Origin of the sequence: Hydrosulfovibrio ferrireducens (genome assembly GCF_046883345.1) — a bacterium.
Lineage (GTDB): Bacteria > Desulfobacterota > Desulfobulbia > Desulfobulbales > Desulfurivibrionaceae > Thiovibrio > Thiovibrio ferrireducens.
The window spans coordinates 48,398-65,379 of sequence record NZ_JALKCW010000015.1 but is presented as its reverse complement, the minus strand read 5'-3'; the positions used below and the strand labels follow the sequence as shown (position 1 = coordinate 65,379).

Annotated in this window: 15 protein-coding genes; 7 read left to right on the top strand and 8 right to left on the bottom strand. The window is 55.6% G+C overall.

Features of this window, described 5'->3' with window-relative positions:
• Nucleotides 1–9: 9 nt before the first annotated feature.
• The 8 genes from MWR57_RS07395 to miaA all read right to left on the bottom strand — a co-directional run bounded on the left by MWR57_RS07395 (nucleotide 10) and on the right by miaA (nucleotide 8,531).
• Entirely contained in the window at nucleotides 10–660 is a 651-nt protein-coding gene (locus MWR57_RS07395; protein ID WP_423124162.1) for a histidinol phosphate phosphatase domain-containing protein, read from the bottom strand.
• A gap of 92 nt (nucleotides 661–752) precedes the next feature.
• Complete coding sequence (locus MWR57_RS07390; protein ID WP_423124161.1) at nucleotides 753–1,295, bottom strand: REP-associated tyrosine transposase; 543 nt, start codon at nucleotides 1,293–1,295, stop codon at nucleotides 753–755.
• Nucleotides 1,296–1,496: 201 nt separating this feature from the next.
• The gene (gene miaB, locus MWR57_RS07385) at nucleotides 1,497–2,825 is read right to left on the bottom strand and encodes a tRNA (N6-isopentenyl adenosine(37)-C2)-methylthiotransferase MiaB (RefSeq protein ID WP_423124160.1); all 1,329 of its coding nucleotides are present in this window, start codon (nucleotides 2,823–2,825) and stop codon (nucleotides 1,497–1,499) included.
• 182 nt (nucleotides 2,826–3,007) lie between these two features.
• Entirely contained in the window at nucleotides 3,008–3,223 is a 216-nt protein-coding gene (locus tag MWR57_RS07380; protein WP_423124159.1) for a DUF4911 domain-containing protein, read from the bottom strand.
• Nucleotides 3,224–3,231: 8 nt separating this feature from the next.
• On the bottom strand, nucleotides 3,232–4,677 hold the full coding sequence (gene purB / locus MWR57_RS07375; protein WP_423124158.1) for an adenylosuccinate lyase: 1,446 nt from the start codon (nucleotides 4,675–4,677) through the stop codon (nucleotides 3,232–3,234).
• A 278-nt stretch (nucleotides 4,678–4,955) separates the two neighbouring features.
• Nucleotides 4,956–6,695 (bottom strand): single-stranded-DNA-specific exonuclease RecJ, encoded by a 1,740-nt coding sequence (gene recJ / locus MWR57_RS07370; RefSeq protein WP_423124157.1) that lies wholly within the window; start codon nucleotides 6,693–6,695, stop codon nucleotides 4,956–4,958.
• A gap of 183 nt (nucleotides 6,696–6,878) precedes the next feature.
• Nucleotides 6,879–7,439, bottom strand: a complete 561-nt coding sequence (pgsA, locus tag MWR57_RS07365; protein ID WP_423124156.1) for a CDP-diacylglycerol--glycerol-3-phosphate 3-phosphatidyltransferase — start codon at nucleotides 7,437–7,439, stop codon at nucleotides 6,879–6,881.
• A gap of 117 nt (nucleotides 7,440–7,556) precedes the next feature.
• The gene (gene miaA / locus MWR57_RS07360; protein ID WP_423124155.1) at nucleotides 7,557–8,531 is read right to left on the bottom strand and encodes a tRNA (adenosine(37)-N6)-dimethylallyltransferase MiaA; all 975 of its coding nucleotides are present in this window, start codon (nucleotides 8,529–8,531) and stop codon (nucleotides 7,557–7,559) included.
• A 310-nt stretch (nucleotides 8,532–8,841) separates the two neighbouring features.
• Here miaA and serC point away from each other — a divergent pair, with 310 nt between their 5' ends.
• The 7 genes from serC to MWR57_RS07325 all read left to right on the top strand — a co-directional run bounded on the left by serC (nucleotide 8,842) and on the right by MWR57_RS07325 (nucleotide 16,980).
• Nucleotides 8,842–9,924 (top strand): 3-phosphoserine/phosphohydroxythreonine transaminase, encoded by a 1,083-nt coding sequence (gene serC / locus MWR57_RS07355; protein WP_423124154.1) that lies wholly within the window; start codon nucleotides 8,842–8,844, stop codon nucleotides 9,922–9,924.
• A 366-nt stretch (nucleotides 9,925–10,290) separates the two neighbouring features.
• Nucleotides 10,291–11,163: a radical SAM protein gene (locus MWR57_RS07350; protein WP_423124153.1), complete on the top strand. Its 873-nt coding sequence runs from the start codon at nucleotides 10,291–10,293 to the stop codon at nucleotides 11,161–11,163.
• A complete protein-coding gene (gene rlmN, locus MWR57_RS07345; RefSeq protein ID WP_423124152.1) occupies nucleotides 11,163–12,209 on the top strand; it encodes a dual-specificity RNA methyltransferase RlmN in 1,047 nt (348 codons plus the stop codon). The genes MWR57_RS07350 and rlmN overlap by 1 nt, the downstream gene beginning before the upstream one ends.
• Before the next feature lie 492 nt (nucleotides 12,210–12,701).
• The gene (locus MWR57_RS07340) at nucleotides 12,702–13,313 is read left to right on the top strand and encodes a hypothetical protein (protein ID WP_423124151.1); all 612 of its coding nucleotides are present in this window, start codon (nucleotides 12,702–12,704) and stop codon (nucleotides 13,311–13,313) included.
• A gap of 265 nt (nucleotides 13,314–13,578) precedes the next feature.
• The gene (locus tag MWR57_RS07335; RefSeq protein ID WP_423124150.1) at nucleotides 13,579–14,202 is read left to right on the top strand and encodes a hypothetical protein; all 624 of its coding nucleotides are present in this window, start codon (nucleotides 13,579–13,581) and stop codon (nucleotides 14,200–14,202) included.
• A gap of 170 nt (nucleotides 14,203–14,372) precedes the next feature.
• The gene (locus tag MWR57_RS07330) at nucleotides 14,373–15,926 is read left to right on the top strand and encodes a transposase (protein ID WP_423124149.1); all 1,554 of its coding nucleotides are present in this window, start codon (nucleotides 14,373–14,375) and stop codon (nucleotides 15,924–15,926) included.
• 166 nt (nucleotides 15,927–16,092) lie between these two features.
• A complete protein-coding gene (locus MWR57_RS07325) occupies nucleotides 16,093–16,980 on the top strand; it encodes an SAM-dependent methyltransferase (RefSeq protein WP_423124148.1) in 888 nt (295 codons plus the stop codon).
• The last annotated feature ends 2 nt before the right edge of the window (nucleotides 16,981–16,982 follow it).

Here is a 16,982-nt window from a genome sequence, read left to right as displayed (position 1 = left end):
GGCGGCGGATCAGCCTGCCACCTTGGCAACCAGCGCCGCCATGTCTGCCCGAAGCCGGAGGTAGTCCTCCGGGGAAAGACCCGCTCCCAGAGCCACGGTTTCCGCCATTTTCGCGGTGAGAAAGTCGCCGGGCCCATGGGCGTCGGCGTTCACCGCCAGACCCGCGCCTGCGGCCAGAGCCATCTTGGCCACATGCCCGTTGGTAAGCGAGTGCCCCCTGCGGCCGGAAAGCTCAATAAGGATACCCTTTTCCGCGGCAAGCTGCGCCTCTGCCAAGGTGATAAATCCGGGGTGGGCCAAAACATCCACGCCAGCCTCAAGGGCGGCCCGGTTGGTGCCAGGCCGCACCGGCTCCACCGGGGTTTCCCCGTGGCCGACCACGATCTTTGCCCCAAGCTGCCGCGCCCGGCGGGTGAGTTCCGCAAACTGCTCCGGCGGCACATGGGTCAGTTCGATGCCGGGCAGGAGTTGGGTTGTGGAGTATTTATTCAAATCAGCCGCCGCCTGCACGATGCGGGGGATGATGAAATCCAGGTTGGAGGAGTCGGCGTGATCGGTGATGGCAATGGCGGAATAGCCGAGGATTTCCACCCTCCGCAAATGCTCGGCCGGGACGAGTTCACCGTCGCTGAACAGGGAATGAGTATGCAAGTCGATCATGGGGGGTCTCCATTTTTTAACCACGATTATTTTTGCCACGAACTGATGCAATAGAGTAGGTCGGGTAGAGCAAAGCGAAACCCGACATTTCCTTACTCATTTCCAATATTCGTATCGAAACCAATTGCTTTATCCTCGCCCCAATCGCCAGGATAAATACCCTGCGTCACAAAACGATGGAAAGTGGAATGCGGCCAAGCTTTGGGCGAAGTTGCCAAGCCATGTTTCACCGGGTTGTAATGAATATATTCAACGTGGCTGACAAAGTCAGTTTCATCCCTGATTTGATGTTCCCAAAAACGGTGCTGCCAGATGGCCTGTTTGCCTGTGCTAAGAAGGGCATCCGCTTGACCACCCTTGAATTTATCACGGCATTTCCTGCTGAAATAACTCTTTATCTGCCGCCACCGCATCGAGAAATCGGAATCGTTTTCCGGCAAGGTCCAAATACAATGGAGATGATCGGGCAACAGCACAAAAGCATCTACGGTAAAGGGGTGGCGAGTGACAACATGTTGAAAAGCTTCTCTGATCAGCTTGATATTCGTCTCATCACAGAGAAATCTTCGCCGTCCGTGGGTCACGACGGTAAAGAAAAAAGCCGCGCCTTTTGCCCTTGACCGCCGGTATTGCATGATTTGCCTTCTGCGCTAAGCGTTAACGTGTCGGGTTTCGCTTTGCTCTACCCGACCTACTGGTTTTGTTTCGGATGTGGGGCATAGCTGGTAGGTCGGGTAGAGCAAAGCGAAACCCGACATTTTCCTTACCGCAATACAGGCTGAAATTATCTACATCATAACACAAGCATTGCCAGAATATTTCCTGACATTCGCGCCCTAAATCATTTTCCCCCGCAAGGAGTTCTGGCAAGCACTCTCAATCTCAACCATGAGCAACTGCCCAGGCACCAGCTCGGCCTCGCAGGAAAAATTCACAATCTGATTCCCACCGGTCCGGCCGCTCCATTGATTGGCCGGAGCCTTGCTTGCCCCTTCCACCATGACCTCCACCGTTTTCCCGATAACCGCCTGCTTGAGTTCCAGGGCAATCTCCTCCTGCCGCGCCTGCAAGCGGGCCAGCCGCTCGGTCTTGACCGCTTCCGCGACCTTGTCGGGAAAATCAGCGGCCTTGGCATTGGGCCGGTCGGAGTACTTGAAGGAATAGGCGCCGTGGTATCGCACCGTCTCCACCACCTGCATGGTGGCTGCAAAGTCCTCGTCCGTTTCCCCAGGGAAACCCACGATGATATCGGTGGTCAGGGCGATGTCCGGCCGGTATTCCCGCAGCCTGGCCACCTTGTCGAGATATGCTTCGATGGTGTATTTGCGGTTCATTTGCTTGAGGATACTGTTTGAGCCGGACTGCACCGGCAGGTGAAAATGCGGGCAGAGCACGGGAATTTCGGCAAAACAGCGCATCAAATCCTCGGAAAGATCCTTGGGATGGGAGGTGGTGAACCGGAGCCTTTTCAGGCCGTCAATACCGGCCACCGCCCGCAATAGTTCGGGAAAACTTTTGTGCTGCGCAGCATCCCCCTTTTTGCCGTAGGAATTGACGTTCTGGCCGATGAGGGTGATCTCCTTGACCCCCTGGCTCACAAGATGGGTTGCCTCGGCCAGAATATCACCAAAACTCCGGCTGATCTCGCGGCCCCTGGTGTAGGGTACTACGCAGTAGGTACAGAAATTATCGCATCCCTGCATGATGGTGATAAACCGTTTATGCGCAGGGCCCTCTGCCAGGTTGGGGAGAAAAGGGGGGATGACAAAATCGGCGGAAAGATCGGTGGCCACCTGGGGCTTTTTCTCGCGACGGGCTGCGGCAACCAGGGAGGGCAGGGTGTAGATGGCCTGCGGGCCCATGACGATATCGATATAGGGCATCCGCTCCAGCAGGACCGCGCCATCCTGTTGGGCCACGCAACCGGTCACGGCCAGGATGAAGTCGTGATGCTTTTCCTTGAGCTTCTTGTAGCGGCCAAAGCAGCTATACGCCTTGTGCGCGGCCTTGCCGCGGATACTACAGGTGTTGACCACCACCACATCGGCCTGTTCGGGCTTGTTGGTCAGGACATAGGAATGCTCGCCAAGAAGCTGGGCCATGATCTCGGAATCACGCTCATTCATCTGGCAGCCAAAGGTTTCTATGTAAAGAAGCTGGGGCATGCTTAATGTTTTACCTTAGATAATATTGGACTTGTAAGGAAACAAAAGCCGCTCCGTTCCGTCATTCCCGCGAAGGCGGGAATCCAAGGAGTGGATGTCCGACTCAAGCATTCGGACATGACGAAAAAGCTGGACCCCGGCCTTCGCCGGGGTGACGACCTTTGTTGTGAGACTATCAACCGTTACAACTCTTCCAGCTTAAGCCGCTGGGCCATACTCTGCAGCACCCCTTTCACATCCTGTTCCAACTCCGGGGGATACTTCAACTCCATAACCCCCTCGATCCGGTCCACGGTGGACATGATGGTTAGATTATCATAGGCCTCGAGAATAAATTTCAGGAAATATATCTGTTCCGGGTCAATGCGAATACGGCAACTGGCCAGGGAACGTGCCATAGCATTCATCACACGGACAAAGCGGAATCAACCCCGCCCAGGATATCCTTATATTGGGCAAGCCGGGGCATAACCACCTCATCGAGGAATTCATCGGTCTGCTGCGGGGCCCGGCCGACAAACTCGCTGCCGTCTCCGACCAGCTCTTGCAGCTCCTGCACATTGAAGGGGACAGCCGGATCATTGGCAAGCCGGGTGAGCAGATCGTTGGCCAGACCTTCTTCCTTCACCACCTTGCCGGCGGCAACGGAATGCACCTTGACCACCTCGTGCATCTCCTGACGGCTCTTTCCTTTCTCCACGCAGGCCATGAGAATCTTCTCCGTGGCCATGAAGGGGAGCTCCTGAGCCAAATGGCGCGCAATTTGTTTCGGATAAACAACCATTCCACTGGAAACATTGAGAAACAACTTCAGGATTGCGTCGGTGAGCAAAAAGGCCTGGGGAATATCCATGCGGCGGATGGCCGAATCGTCCAGGGTGCGCTCAAACCATTGATTGGCGTAGGTTGCGCCGAAATTGCCTACCAAGCCCATGAGCTTTCTCGCCAAGCCGGTCATTCTTTCGGAACGCATGGGGTTGCGCTTGTAGGCCATGGCCGAGCTGCCGACCTGATTCTTTTCAAAGGGCTCTTCCTGGACCTTGAGGTTACTGAGCAAGCGCAGGTCCACGGCAAACTTGTGGGCCGTGGCGCCGATGCCGGCCAGGGTCTCGATGGTCTTCATGTCGAGCTTACGGGTATAGGTCTGGCCGGTAACCGCAAAAACATCGGTAAATCCAAGCTTTGCAGCGACAAGCTCATCCATCTTGCGCACCTTATCGTGGTCTCCCTTAAAGAGTTCGATAAAGGTGGCCTGGGTGCCGACCGTACCCTTAGCGCCCCGCGCCTTGATCTGCGCTTCCAGGTGCTCAAGGTAGTCGAGATCCATGAGAAGATCCTGAATATACAGGGTGTTACGCTTGCCAACCGTGGTGGGCTGGGCAGGCTGATAATGGGTGTAGCCCAGGGTTGCCAAGCCCTTGTGCTGGCGAGAAAAGGCCGCCAGGTTGGCAATGACATTCACCAAGCCCTTCTTAATGAGCTGCAAACCTTTTTTCTGGAGAAGCAAATCGGTGTTGCACCCGACAAATTGCGAAGTTGCGCCGAGATGGATAATCGGTTCGGCAGTGGGGCACTTGAGACCATAGGCATAGACATGGGCCATGACATCATGGCGGATCTCCTTTTCCTTGGCCGAGGCCACCTCAAAATCGATATCCGTGGCATGGGCCCGCAGTTCATCGAGCATCGCGCTGGTAACGATATCGGAAAGACCCATCTCATGCTGGGCCTCGGCCAGGGCGATCCAGCAGCGGCGCCAGGTTTCAAACTTGGTGCGTTCGGAAAAAAGCTCCTGCATCTCGCGGCTGGTGTAGCGGCTGACCAGAGGCTCCTGATAGATATCACGATTCATGACCATCTCCATTAAGAATTATAAAGTAACGCGGAGCGCAAAAACTCTATGGTTCGACAGGCTCACCACGAACGGAAAAAAGCTAATCAATTATAAAAATGACTACCGTTCATCCTGAGCCTGTCGAAGGATGCGCCGCTATATTTATCCCGAGATTTCTTTACCAAGAAATACAAAAAATTGCTCGTGAAAGGGGGGCTGCAGCGGCCTCAAGTTCCGTCTTAATACACAACGTCGCATAATGTATATTATGTGTAGTTAAATAAAAATAAATAAAATCAAACGGATATCTGCTTAAAATCCACCGCTTCCACCTGCCAGGTGGTTGTCTCGCGGTAGGTGTTACGGCGAAGTCTGAAGGCCACGTTTAACGGTTGACCGCTTTCCAAAAGACTCTGAAAATCTCCGGCCATCCCGAAACCGATCCCGCTGAGAATCGCGCCGTTGAATCGTGCGGAGAACTTCAGATGATTGACGCCAACCTCACGGGGTTTCTCCGGGATACCCTGGGCGCTGAAAACCGGCTCCGGATTGCCCATGCCAAACGGCGCCATCCTTTCATAGCCCCGCAAGAATGCCGGGTCAAAGATCCCGCCGTCCTTGTCATGCCAGGCAATGCCAACCTTGGGCGCCAGCATTGTCTCGGTGACGATCTCGTTGAGCCGTTCCTGAAAATGCGCTTCCAGCTTGGCGAGATTCTCCACCGGCAGGGTCAGCCCCACGGCCGCTTCATGCCCGCCAAAAGCACTAAAAAGCTCATGCTTTTCCTGAAGTATCCCGTGCAAGTTCACGCCTGGCACCGATCTTCCGGAACCCTTGGCCATACCATCCTTCAAGGTAAAAAAGAGCGTGGGCCGGTTGAACTTCTCAACCATCCTGGCCGCACCGATTCCGATCACCCCTGGGTGCCAGCCCTCCCCAACAATAATCAGGCCATTTTTCCCAGCCTGCACAGCGGATTGGGCCTGGACCTCTCCCTCCTGGCACATGGCTTCAAGCACGGATTTCCGCAGCTCGTTTTCGCTGTTCAGTTCCTGGGCCAGCTCCCTGGCGCGCCCAATATCCTCCGTCACCAGCAACTCCAGAGCCCGTCCCGCATCCCCCATCCTCCCGGCCGCATTGAGACGGGGTCCCAAGCGATAGCCGATATCCTCGCAGCTCACCCCGGATTCTCCAATGCCTGACACTTTACAGAGTTCCGCAAGCCCGGGTCGCACAGAGCCGGACAAAACCTCAAGTCCAGCCTTAACTAATATTCTGTTTATACCTGTAATTTCGACCATATCAGCAACAGTGCCAACGGCTACCAGGTCAAGAAATCCCTTGAGGTTGGGCATCTCCGCCCCAGCCCCATAGGTCCCCTGTTCATGCAGCGCTTTCCTGATCCCCATGGCCAGATACAAAGCAACCCCGACCCCGGCCAGATGCTTTTCCGGAAACCCGCACCCTTTTTGCCATGGATTCAACACCGCCTCGGCCTGGGGCAGCTCCTCGGGCGCTTGATGATGGTCCGTGACAATGACCTTGCATCCCAACTCCTGCAACTGCCGGACCTGCATCCGGCTGGAAATCCCGCAATCAACGGTAATTACCAGGGGCGCCCGCTCCAACACCCCAGCGGGCACAATGCGCCTGATCGCCTCAAGATGCAGCCCGTAACCCTCATGTAATCGATGCGGTTGGCATACGTATCTTTCTGAAAATCCGATCTTTTCAAGAAACAGAAAAAGAAGGGCCGCCCCGGTGGTGCCGTCAACATCGTAGTCGCCATAGACAATCACCGGTGCCTGCCGGGCCAGCGCCTGCAAAACACCATCCACCGCCTCGGTCATTCCCTTCATGAGAAAGGGCGAAGGCAGATCGGCCAGGGAAGGCGAAAAAAACCGTTCCGCCTGTTCCCGGTTTTCCACCCCCCTGCTCAAAAGCATCGCGGCCAGCGGTCTGGGCAGGCCAAGTTCCGCTGCCAAAAGGTCCACCCGGGCGTGGTCAACAGGCGCTACCTCCCAGATTTTCTCCATTCTGGACAAAGAATATTCCTCATGTTTTACTTTATGTTTTGTGCGTATTGGCTTGAAAATAAATGAAATATAATACCACCTGAAAAACAATGCTTCGACAGGCTCAGCATGAACGGTATTTTTCTCTTCCAGAGAGTCTCCACCGTTCGCCCTGAGCCTGTCGAAGGGGATCTCTTAAGAAAACTATTCGTCTTCCTGGCGTTGCGTAGCGGCTTCTGGATCGCCAAGAATATCTAAGCCTCTGACGATGTAATGCACCCCGGAGAGGATGGTGAAACCAGCGGTGGGATACAACAGATAGATGCCCATGGGGAAAATGGGCTGCAAAAAGTCGTGGCCAAGATAAAAAACCACGGTGAGCAGTTGCAGGAAGGTGGTCACCTTGCTGACCAGGGACGGTTTGATCTTGAAGTCGCGGTTGTAGAGCATGAGGATGCCGATGCCCCCGCAGATGATCACATCCCTGCTCACCACGACCACAGCCAGCCATTTCGGCAAAATACCCAGAACAGCCAGGGTTATGTACGAGGTGATCAGCAGCAGCTTGTCGGCAATGGGATCGATGAACGCGCCGAATTCGGTTTTCTGTTTCAGCACCCTGGCCAGGAAGCCGTCCAGGGCATCGGTAACCCCGGCCACTACAAAAACCCAGAAGGCTGCCATCTCCCTGCCGTCCAGAAGAAAGATGACCAAAAGGGGGACCAGCAGAATCCTGCCGATGGTGAGAAGATTGGGGATGTTCATGGGATGCTCACGTTCCTTGTACTCCGGACAGTATTTTTTATTCCCCCCTTTAGCAAAGGGGGGCGAGGGGGGATTTTACGAACGGGACCGTTAAATTCCGGCGATTTTAAATCCCCCTCAGTCCCCCTTTGCTAAAGGGGGAGACAACGAATGCATAAGAAAACCCTCAACACAGTTAAAAATCGCCTCCGTCTCGGAGAGCGCGAACCAATGGATATCGGGACCGTTGCCAAACCAGGTCATCTGCCGCTTGGCATAGCGCCGGGTATCCCGGGCCAGCAGAAAAAGGGTTTCTTCCCAGTCCCACTCCCCCTTGAGAAACTGGACCATGTGCCGGTAGCCGATGGATTGCATGGCTTTCAAGCCCGGATCATACCCCATGGCCAGCAATTTTTCCACCTCCCCCAGCAACCCCTCTCCAATCATCTGTTCCACCCGCAGGTTGATCCGCTCGTAGAGCACGGTCCGTTCGCACAACAAGCCAAGCTGCAAGACATTGCTCAAGGCGGGCTGCACCTTTTGCTCGCGGAGATGCTCGCTCCAGGTGCGGCCGGTGGCCTGGAAGATCTCCAGGGCCCGCAACAGCCGATGGGTGTCGTTGGGATGGATGCGTTCGGCGGATTCCGGATCGCACTGGGAGAGTTCCGCAAAAAGCAGTGCCCTGCCCTCTTCCGCCAAGCGCTGGTTCAGGGAGGCCCGTATCGTCTCCGGCACCGGAGGAATCTCAAACAGCCCTTCAAGTAAACCCTTAAGATATAGACCCGTGCCGCCAACCAACAGGGGACGATTGCCCCGGGCGATGATCTGACGACACGCCTCGGCGGCGTCCGCCACATAGCGGGCCACATGGTATTCTTCATCGGGATCAACCACATCGAGGAGGTGATGGGGCACCCGGACGCGTTCCTCTGGTGTGGCCTTGGCAGTGCCGATATCCATATGCCGGTAGATCTGCATGGAATCCAGACCCACGATCTCGCAGGAAAACCGCTCGGCCAGGGCGAGGGAGAGCGCAGTCTTGCCCACGGCCGTGGGGCCGATGAGAACGAGCACGGGTTCGGTAAGCAGCGCTTCGATGGCAGGCCGATCCATGGGGGGCAACGTATCCTTATATGAGCAAAGAAAAGAATTGTTCTTCGAGCTGGTTTCCGGTACAAATACAAGTTTGCAATTCAACCGGACGGCAGGGAACTCCGGTCCGAAAAAACCAGCATTATCAACGCATAACAAACCAGCAACGGCCCTTCGACAGGCTCAGGGCGAACGGATTATCTTAATGCATTAGCTTCCGTTCGTGCTGAGCCTGTCGAAGCACCTGTTTTATAACAAATTCCGAATTGTTGCGTCCCCTTCAACGAAACAAAACATCTATATACCAATATATCCAACAAAGGAGAAGATCATGCCCGAGAGAATTTACAACTTCAGCGCCGGACCGTCCACCCTCCCCGAGGAGGTTCTCATCCAGGCCGCCAAGGACATTGTAAACTTCAACAACAAAGGCATGGGCCTCATCGAGATGAGCCACCGCTCCAAGGATTTCATCGCCGTGGTGGACGAGTGCGAGGCGAACCTGCGTGAGTTGATGAAAATTCCGGCCAACTACAAGGTGTTGTTCCTCCAGGGCGGCGCCTCCATGCAGTTCGCCATGATCCCCATGAACCTGCTGGCCGAGGGCAAGACAGCCACCTACCTCAACACCGGGGTCTGGGCCAAGAAGGCGATCAAGGAGGCCAAGCTGTTCGGCAAGGTGCAGGTCGCCTATTCCAGCGAGGAATCCACCTTCAACCACGTGCCCAAGGATAGCGACTATACCGTTGATCCGGCGTCGGAATACCTCTATTTCGTGACCAACAACACCATCTACGGCACCCAGTTCCCCACCATGCCCAAGAGCGAGAAGATGCTGATTGCAGACATGTCCTCGGACATCCTCTCCCGCGAGTTCGACATCACCCCCTTCGGTATCGTCTATGCCGGAGCCCAGAAGAACATGGGCCCTGCCGGGGTAACGGTGGTCATCATCCGCGAGGATCTGCTGGACCGCGCGCCGGAAACCCTGCCCACCATGCTCAAGTACAAGACCCACGCGGACAACGGCTCCATGTTCAACACCCCCCCCTGCTTTTCCATCTACGTGGTGGGCTTGGTCCTGAAATGGCTCAAGAAACTGGGCGGCGTCGCAGCCATGGAGAAGATCAACCAGGAGAAGGCAGCTATCCTGTACAACGCCATCGACGCGACTGATTTCTATCGCGGCCACGCTAAAGCAGGTTCGCGCTCCAACATGAACATCACCTTCAACCTGCCCACCCCGGAGCTGGAGGCCCAGTTCATCAAGGAGGCCACGGCCAAGGGATTGGACGGCCTCAAGGGGCACCGCTCCGTGGGCGGCTGCAGGGCGTCGATCTACAACGCCTTCCCCAAGGCCGGGGTCGAGGCGCTGGTTGGTTTCATGAAGGAATTCGAGAAAAAGAACATCTGATATTTTTTTGCCACGTGTCAATTATCGGCAGCAGTGCCGATAAATCCACGAAAGACACGAAAAGTCAGCAAAGTCAGCATTGTCCGCCTGGAAAATCGCAGAGTGCAAGAAAGTCCCCTCTCCCCTTGCGGGAGAGGGCTAGGGTGAGGGGGAACATGCCGAGTGCGATGCCCTTGCAACTTCACCCACCCCTCAATCCCCTCCCGTCAAGGGAGGGGAGGTCTAATGCAAAAAAACTAACCGAACCCTGCGAAGTTAACGGTACAATCAGCGGCGAATACACAACACATCGCCCCTCTCTTTTTCGTGAGTTTCGTGGATTTATCGGCACTGCTGCCGATAATTGACACATGGCTAATAATTCCTATGCATTACGAAGGCGCCCACATCATCCGCCCGCCCAGCGAGGCGGACAGCATCATCCTCCAGGTGACGGTGGGCTGCTCCCACAACCGGTGCACCTTCTGCGGCACCTATAAGGAAGAGCGCTTCCGCATCAAGGACCAGACCATCGTTGATGCGGATCTTGATTTTGCCGCCAAATATTGCCTCCGGCAATCCCGGGTTTTCCTGGCCGATGGCGATGTATTGGCCCTGAGTCAATCTCGGTTGGTGGAGCTGCTCACCAAGATCAAGCACAAGCTGCCCTGGGTGAACCGGGTCAGTCTTTACGGCAATGCCAGGGCCATCCGCAACAAAAGCGTGGATCAGCTCCTGGAACTGAAAGGGCTCGGTCTGCACCGGGTGTACATGGGGCTGGAAAGCGGCTTTGATCCGGTCCTTGTTGCCATCGACAAGGGCGCCAACGCCGCGCAGATGATCGAGGCGGGCCAGCGGGTGAAGGCGGCCAATCTTTTCCTCTCGGTCACGGCTCTCCTCGGCATCGCAGGCGGTGCACTCTCCCAGGAACATGCCAAGGCCACCGGCCAGGTGCTCTCGGCCATGGAGCCCAACCAGACCGGCATTCTCACCCTGATGCTGCTGGAAAACACCCCGCTCTATCAGCTTGAACAAGCGGGGAAATTCGAGCTGCCGGATCAACACTCCCTGCTGGCCGAGCTGCGCACCATGGTGGAGCATCTGGACCTGAAAAAGGGCCAGCTCCAGAGCAACCACGCCTCCAATTACCTGGCGATCAACGCCAGGATGCCCCGGGACAAAGAACCGGTGCTGGCGGCCATCGATCAAGCCCTGGCCGGGCAGACCCGACTCAAACCCGAATACCTGCGAGCCCTGTAATGGACACAATCGAACTGAAAAACCTCACCCTGGCCCAGATGCGCGATTGGGTCAAGGCCCAGGGTTGGCCGACATTCCGTGCCCAGCAGATCTTTGCCTGGCTCTACCGCACCGGGATCAGCGAATTTTCGCAGATGACCGACATCTCCAAGGAGGTCCGCGCCAAGCTTGCCCAGATCGCCACGATCACCCGCCTCTCCCCGGCCATGGAGGAGCGCTCCCAGGACGGCAGCGTCAAGTACGGCTTTCGCTTGGCAGACGGGGCGGTCATCGAATCCGTGCTCATCCCCGAGGGGGATCGCTTGACCCTGTGCGTCTCCTCCCAGGTGGGCTGCGCCATGGGCTGCAACTTCTGCCTTACAGGCACCATGGGCTTTGTCCGCAACCTGAGCGGAGCCGAGATTGTAGGCCAGGTTCAGGCCATCACCGAGATTGTCCAAGCCCAGGGCAAAAACCGGATCAACAACCTGGTCTTCATGGGCATGGGCGAGCCCCTGGCCAACTTCGACAACCTGATCGACGCCCTCAACATCCTCATGGAGCAGACCGGCCTTGATTTTTCCAGCCGAAGGATCACGGTCTCCACCTGCGGCATCATTCCCAAGCTCAAAGAATTGGGCGAGGCGGTGACGGTCAATCTCGCCATCTCCCTGCACGCAGCGGACGACGAAACCCGCACCCAGCTCATGCCCATCAACAAGACCTACCCGGTGGACGATCTATTGGCCGCTTGCCGCGCCTACCCCCTGCCCAGCCGCCGCAAAGTCATGATCGAGTACATCATGATCAAGGATCTCAACGATTCCGTGCGCCACGCCAAGCTGCTGATCAAAAAGCTGCACAAATTGAGTTGCAAGGTCAACCTCTTGCCCTACAACGAGAACAAAACCTTCCCCTACCAAAGCCCGCCCAGAGACCGGGTGGAGCTGTTCCAGCAAACCCTGCGCAACTCCGGCATCACTGCTCTGATCCGCGAATCCAGAGGCGGGGATATCTCCGCTGCCTGCGGCCAGCTTGCCGCAGAGGCGGACGACGAGGAAGAATAGCCCCCTGCCCTTCCTTGCCCTTTCAGGTTTTTCCCATTGACTTCCCCACCCCGTTGGGCATAACATTCCGATGAAGAAAGCAGTGATAACGAAGGCGGTGTCAAAAGCCCCCCTTCGACAGGGCTCTCCTGAGTTTGTCGAAGGGCTCAGGGCGAACGGAGATATCTTTATAACGTATTAAATTTCCGCTCGTGCTGAGCCTGTCGAAGCACCGATTGCACCAGTTCCCCAAATAACCCCTTCGCATCCTGAATTTTCCTCCCCTCCCTCGGAGTCTGCGCTTACCTGACGGGAGGGGACCAAGGGGTGGGTGAAGCTGCCGATAGCGTCAGGTCTGGCAAGTACCCCCGCCCCCCTAACCCCCCTCCCGCAGGTAAGCGTAGACTCCGAGGGGCGGGGGAATTAATAGCAAAACGAGCATCTAACATAAAATTACGCACTGCCGGACCAAACCCGGCACAACGAATACGAATCCAATCCAAGGAGAACCCCATGAAACATTTCACCACCCGCCGTCGCAACCTGCTGGCCTTTGGCCTTATGGCCCTGCTTGTCCTCGGAGGCTGCACCACCTACACCCGCCAGATTGTTCTGCGCTACGATCCCATAACCACCACCCGCTTCGGGGGCGGCGACCTCTATGTGGTCAACCCCGAGCTGCAGCCGCCAACGGCATCCGGGGCCTGGGCCATCGGCAACACCAAGGATTCCCATGGCGTGCGGATCGATACCCTGTGGAGCGGCGTTTCCCCTGCCGGCTTGGTGCAGAGCGCCTTGCAGCGCGAGCTTGGCCAAACCGGCTATCAGGTGATCCCGGCGAAACAAGCCCCAGCCCTCTCCAACAAGGTGGTGGAAATCACCGAGGCCAGGGTGAATATTGACCAAGTCTCCAAGATACCCCAGCTCGACGCCGTCTGTACTGTCAGCGTTTCCCTCACGGTGCTGAAGAACGGCGTACCGGTGCGCAAGCTGCACTACGAGGCAAAGGGCAGCGACCTCTCCATCAAGGACCGCGACCGGTTGGCAGAGACCATGCTCCGCAGCACCATGCAGGATGTAATGAGGCAGGCTATTCCGGATATTGTGTCTAATCTGGAGCAGTAAGAAGCGAACGGATTCGTCACGGCCATTGTTCCCGAGGACTAGCTGAACCGTGGTCCGCGAGATTATCAGGGTGGCAGATAACACCCGACTATTTTTAGCCAGAAATATCCACCCAGCTAGATAACACCCCTCTCCGGGGGTGCTATCTAGCCATTTAAGCAATTAATGGCCCCCAAAATGCCATTTTCTGGCCATTTTTTTAGCGAAATAATGGATGGAAAGTTGCAACTCGAGCTAGCTCGATAATAAATATGTTAGGCCCTAGATGAACGTCCCAATCGAATCCGAAGATCTTGCAATGCTGCGCCATCGCTTCGGTCGCGCAATCGAGGTCTCTACTGCGTACCACGCGTTTAACAACCACGAAGTTGCGGTAGGCCCGGACAAAACATGCATCAATGAGGTAGTGCGCTTTCAGGTGACCCACACCCTGCTTATAACCTACTACTCATTTATCTATAGCCTCTTTGACCCAAGCGGGGTCAACTTCACAGAGATATCCAAAAGCGTCGTGCCGCACCTCCCGCAGGATGGAAAAGCGGCAGCTGCACTCGCCATTGCGGAATGGGAGGAAATCCGCACCCCTATGTCCATCATTCGCTCCAACATTGGGTTCCATCATTCGGAGCGCGAAAAAGGGGCAAACAAGGGCTACGAGAGTTACGGAAGAATTCACCCCTTGGCACCCGAACTCATAATGCAGGCTTTACGGGTGTTCTTTAGGCATGCGGCTGAAGTCTTCGAGCCGCGGGAGCCTTATGGTGTAAAGCCCTCTTCGAGTGACACGGATGAGCTTATGCGCTTTGTATTGAGCATGAAGGAAGAAATCGAGGCCAGTCCTCATGAGGACATCATGGAACTATTTCGTAGTGCGTTGGCTAGGGCCTAACAATTCGTCCAAGCCGACGCCGCTTCGCGGCGCGGCTTAACTCAAGCGTTGAGCCTGTAGAAAAACTCAACTCATTGTAATTTCGAATTTATTTATGCGTCTAAGCACTGTACAATGACTGCAATATCCCGGAACAAAGCCGCTTAACTACAGCACAAGGATATTGCATCATGGCCCGCTACAAACCTTACTCGTACGCTCAGGGCAAGTTCATCCCCGTTCACTTCGCCAAGCAGATTCTGCCCGGCACCTTCGAATACTCCCTGGACCACCTCATCAATCATGAGCTTGACCTTTCCCTGTTCGACGCCCGCTTCGGCAACGACCAGACCGGCGCCACGGCCTACGATCCCCGGATTCTTTTGAAGATCGTGCTCTACGCCTACTCGCGGGGCATTGTCTCCAGCCGGAAGATCGAGCAGGCCTGCCGGGAAAACGTGATCTTCATGGCCCTGTCCGCAGACACCCGGCCCCATTTCACCACCATTGCCGATTTCATCTCCTCCATGGACAAGGAGATCATCCATCTGTTCCGGGATGTGCTGCTGGTCTGCGACGATCTGGGGTTGATCGGTAAGGAGATGTTCGCCATCGACGGCTGCAAGATGCCTTCGAATGCCAGTAAGGAATGGAGCGGCACCAGGGCGGATTTCGAGAAAAAAGCAGCCAAGCTGGAGAAGGCCATAGCCCACATCATCACCACCCACCGGGAACATGACCGGAAGCAGACGGACAAGGATATCGTTGCCAGGGAAGAGCAGTATGTGGAAACCCTGCGCAAGCGGGCCAGCAAAATCAGGGAGTGGTTGAAAGACAACGACGACAAACCGGGCAAAACCGGCAAGCCGAAGAAGAGCAATATCACGGACAACGAATCCGCCAAGATGAAGACCTCCCATGGCGTGATCCAGGGCTATGACGGGGTGACCACCGTGGACGGCAAGCACCAGATCATCGTGCATGCCGAGGCGTTCGGCGAGGCCCAGGAGCATGATCTGCTGAAGCCCATGGTGGACGGAGCCAGGGAGAACTTTCAGGCCATCGGCAAGGATGAGGATGTTTTCACGAAAACCAAGCTCTCGGCGGACAGCGGATTTCACACGGAAGAGAACATGAAGATGCTGTCTGACGAGGAGGTGGACGCCTACGTGGCGGACAACCTTTTTCGCAAACGCGACCCCTGTTTTGCGGGTGCGGACCGGTACAGGGAGCGCCACCGGAAAGAGCGGACGAAACTCGCGGGAAGAAGTAGCGGCTTGTTTTCAACCGCCGATTTTGTTTTCCCCGAGGATCTGAGCTACTGTCTCTGCCCGGCAGGAAAACGGTTGTACCGCAGCGGCAACAATGTCGCGGTCAGAAATTTTCTGGCTACCAAATTCAAGGGGCCGGAATCGGCTTGTGTACCCTGCAAGCTCCGCACGCAATGCCTGCGGCATCCCGAGCGGACGAAAATCAGGCAGGTGGCTTATTTCCATGGCCGGTCCGCCAAGGGAAAGGAAACATTCACAGAAAAGATGAAGCGAAAGATCGACTCCACCGCAGGCCGTGCCCTGTACAGCATGCGTGTAGCCATCGCGGAGCCGCCTTTTGCCAATATCTGCCACATCATGGGCCTGGATCGTTTCACCTTGCGGGGCAAGAGAAAGGTGAACATCCAGTGGAATCTGTTCTGTATCGTCCATAACCTAAAAAAAGTGGCGCGATACGGGCCACTTTTTACGTGATCAGCAGGGAAAAGCTGAAACTGTTTGACAACAAAGCGGATTCTGGCAAAGTAATGGAGCCGGAGGGCAGGAGCAGCCAAGAAAGAAGCTGGAAACAGAACAGATAAACCGGAAAGCCAGATCGGAAGCGGCGAAAAAATAAATCCGCCCTCATTCGGCGAACCATTTGAAATCGAGTTTTTCTACAGACTCGTTGGCCATCTGTACACATGGGGCAAAATGGGGGACGGAGCCCGATATTTTGATTTCTTCCATCAACTCTTTTCCAGAAAACCGGGCTCTGTCCTCCATTTTTCCTTTAAACAGCGCGGGCCGGTTATTTAAAACCCTTAGGCATCACATGACACAGCCATCTGAACAATTCGATGTAACATCACACTTTGACGAAAGCCTTGCGGCAAAATACGACCGCAGGATTCGTCTGTTTTGTCCAAACTACGACGCCTTACACCAAATGATTGTGCCCTGGCTTCAAGGGTTGCCGGAAGATTCTACTTTTCTTTCGGCAGGCGCAGGCACCGGAGCGGAAATAGTCACCCTCGGCAAATGCTTCCCATCTTGGCGCTTTGTCGCTGTTGATGTCTCGCCCGATATGCTCAACGCTTGTCAAAACAGGGCGTCCGAAGCTGGGATGGCAAACCGAGTCACATTCTTTAACGGTCGGTTGCAGGAGTATCAATCACCGGCCCCGTTTGATGCTGCATCCTCTGTCTTCGTAGCCCACTTCATCAAGGGCCGAGAAGAGAAGCTCGCTTACTTCCGTTCAATTGCTGCAAGTCTCAAACCCGGCGGCTTGCTTGTCCTCGCCGATCTTTTCGGTGACAAAAGCTCTCCTGACTTTTCCAGGTTGTTGCACACCTGGCTGCTGTCTTATGCATCTCACGGCATTTCTGCCGAAGAGATGGCTCAAGACCGCGCCCATATCGAAAGAGATGTGGACTTCATCCCAGAGAGCGAGCTAGTTGCCCTCTTGAGTGCAGCGGGATTCGCCAGCCCTTTGCGTTTCTACCAAACCTATTTGTTTGGTGGCTGGGTGACCACAAAAAATTTCTAACA

Bases quoted from the DNA above. Each gene is read 5' to 3' on its own strand.
- MWR57_RS07395 (WP_423124162.1), bottom strand. From the start codon at position 660: ATGATCGACTTGCATACTCATTCCCTGTTCAGCGACGGTGAACTCGTC.
- MWR57_RS07390 (WP_423124161.1), bottom strand. From the start codon at position 1,295: ATGCAATACCGGCGGTCAAGGGCAAAAGGCGCGGCTTTTTTCTTTACC.
- miaB (WP_423124160.1), bottom strand. From the start codon at position 2,825: ATGCCCCAGCTTCTTTACATAGAAACCTTTGGCTGCCAGATGAATGAG.
- MWR57_RS07380 (WP_423124159.1), bottom strand. From the start codon at position 3,223: ATGGCACGTTCCCTGGCCAGTTGCCGTATTCGCATTGACCCGGAACAG.
- purB (WP_423124158.1), bottom strand. From the start codon at position 4,677: ATGAATCGTGATATCTATCAGGAGCCTCTGGTCAGCCGCTACACCAGC.
- recJ (WP_423124157.1), bottom strand. From the start codon at position 6,695: ATGGAGAAAATCTGGGAGGTAGCGCCTGTTGACCACGCCCGGGTGGAC.
- pgsA (WP_423124156.1), bottom strand. From the start codon at position 7,439: ATGAACATCCCCAATCTTCTCACCATCGGCAGGATTCTGCTGGTCCCC.
- miaA (WP_423124155.1), bottom strand. From the start codon at position 8,531: ATGGATCGGCCTGCCATCGAAGCGCTGCTTACCGAACCCGTGCTCGTT.
- serC (WP_423124154.1), top strand. From the start codon at position 8,842: ATGCCCGAGAGAATTTACAACTTCAGCGCCGGACCGTCCACCCTCCCC.
- MWR57_RS07350 (WP_423124153.1), top strand. From the start codon at position 10,291: ATGCATTACGAAGGCGCCCACATCATCCGCCCGCCCAGCGAGGCGGAC.
- rlmN (WP_423124152.1), top strand. From the start codon at position 11,163: ATGGACACAATCGAACTGAAAAACCTCACCCTGGCCCAGATGCGCGAT.
- MWR57_RS07340 (WP_423124151.1), top strand. From the start codon at position 12,702: ATGAAACATTTCACCACCCGCCGTCGCAACCTGCTGGCCTTTGGCCTT.
- MWR57_RS07335 (WP_423124150.1), top strand. From the start codon at position 13,579: ATGAACGTCCCAATCGAATCCGAAGATCTTGCAATGCTGCGCCATCGC.
- MWR57_RS07330 (WP_423124149.1), top strand. From the start codon at position 14,373: ATGGCCCGCTACAAACCTTACTCGTACGCTCAGGGCAAGTTCATCCCC.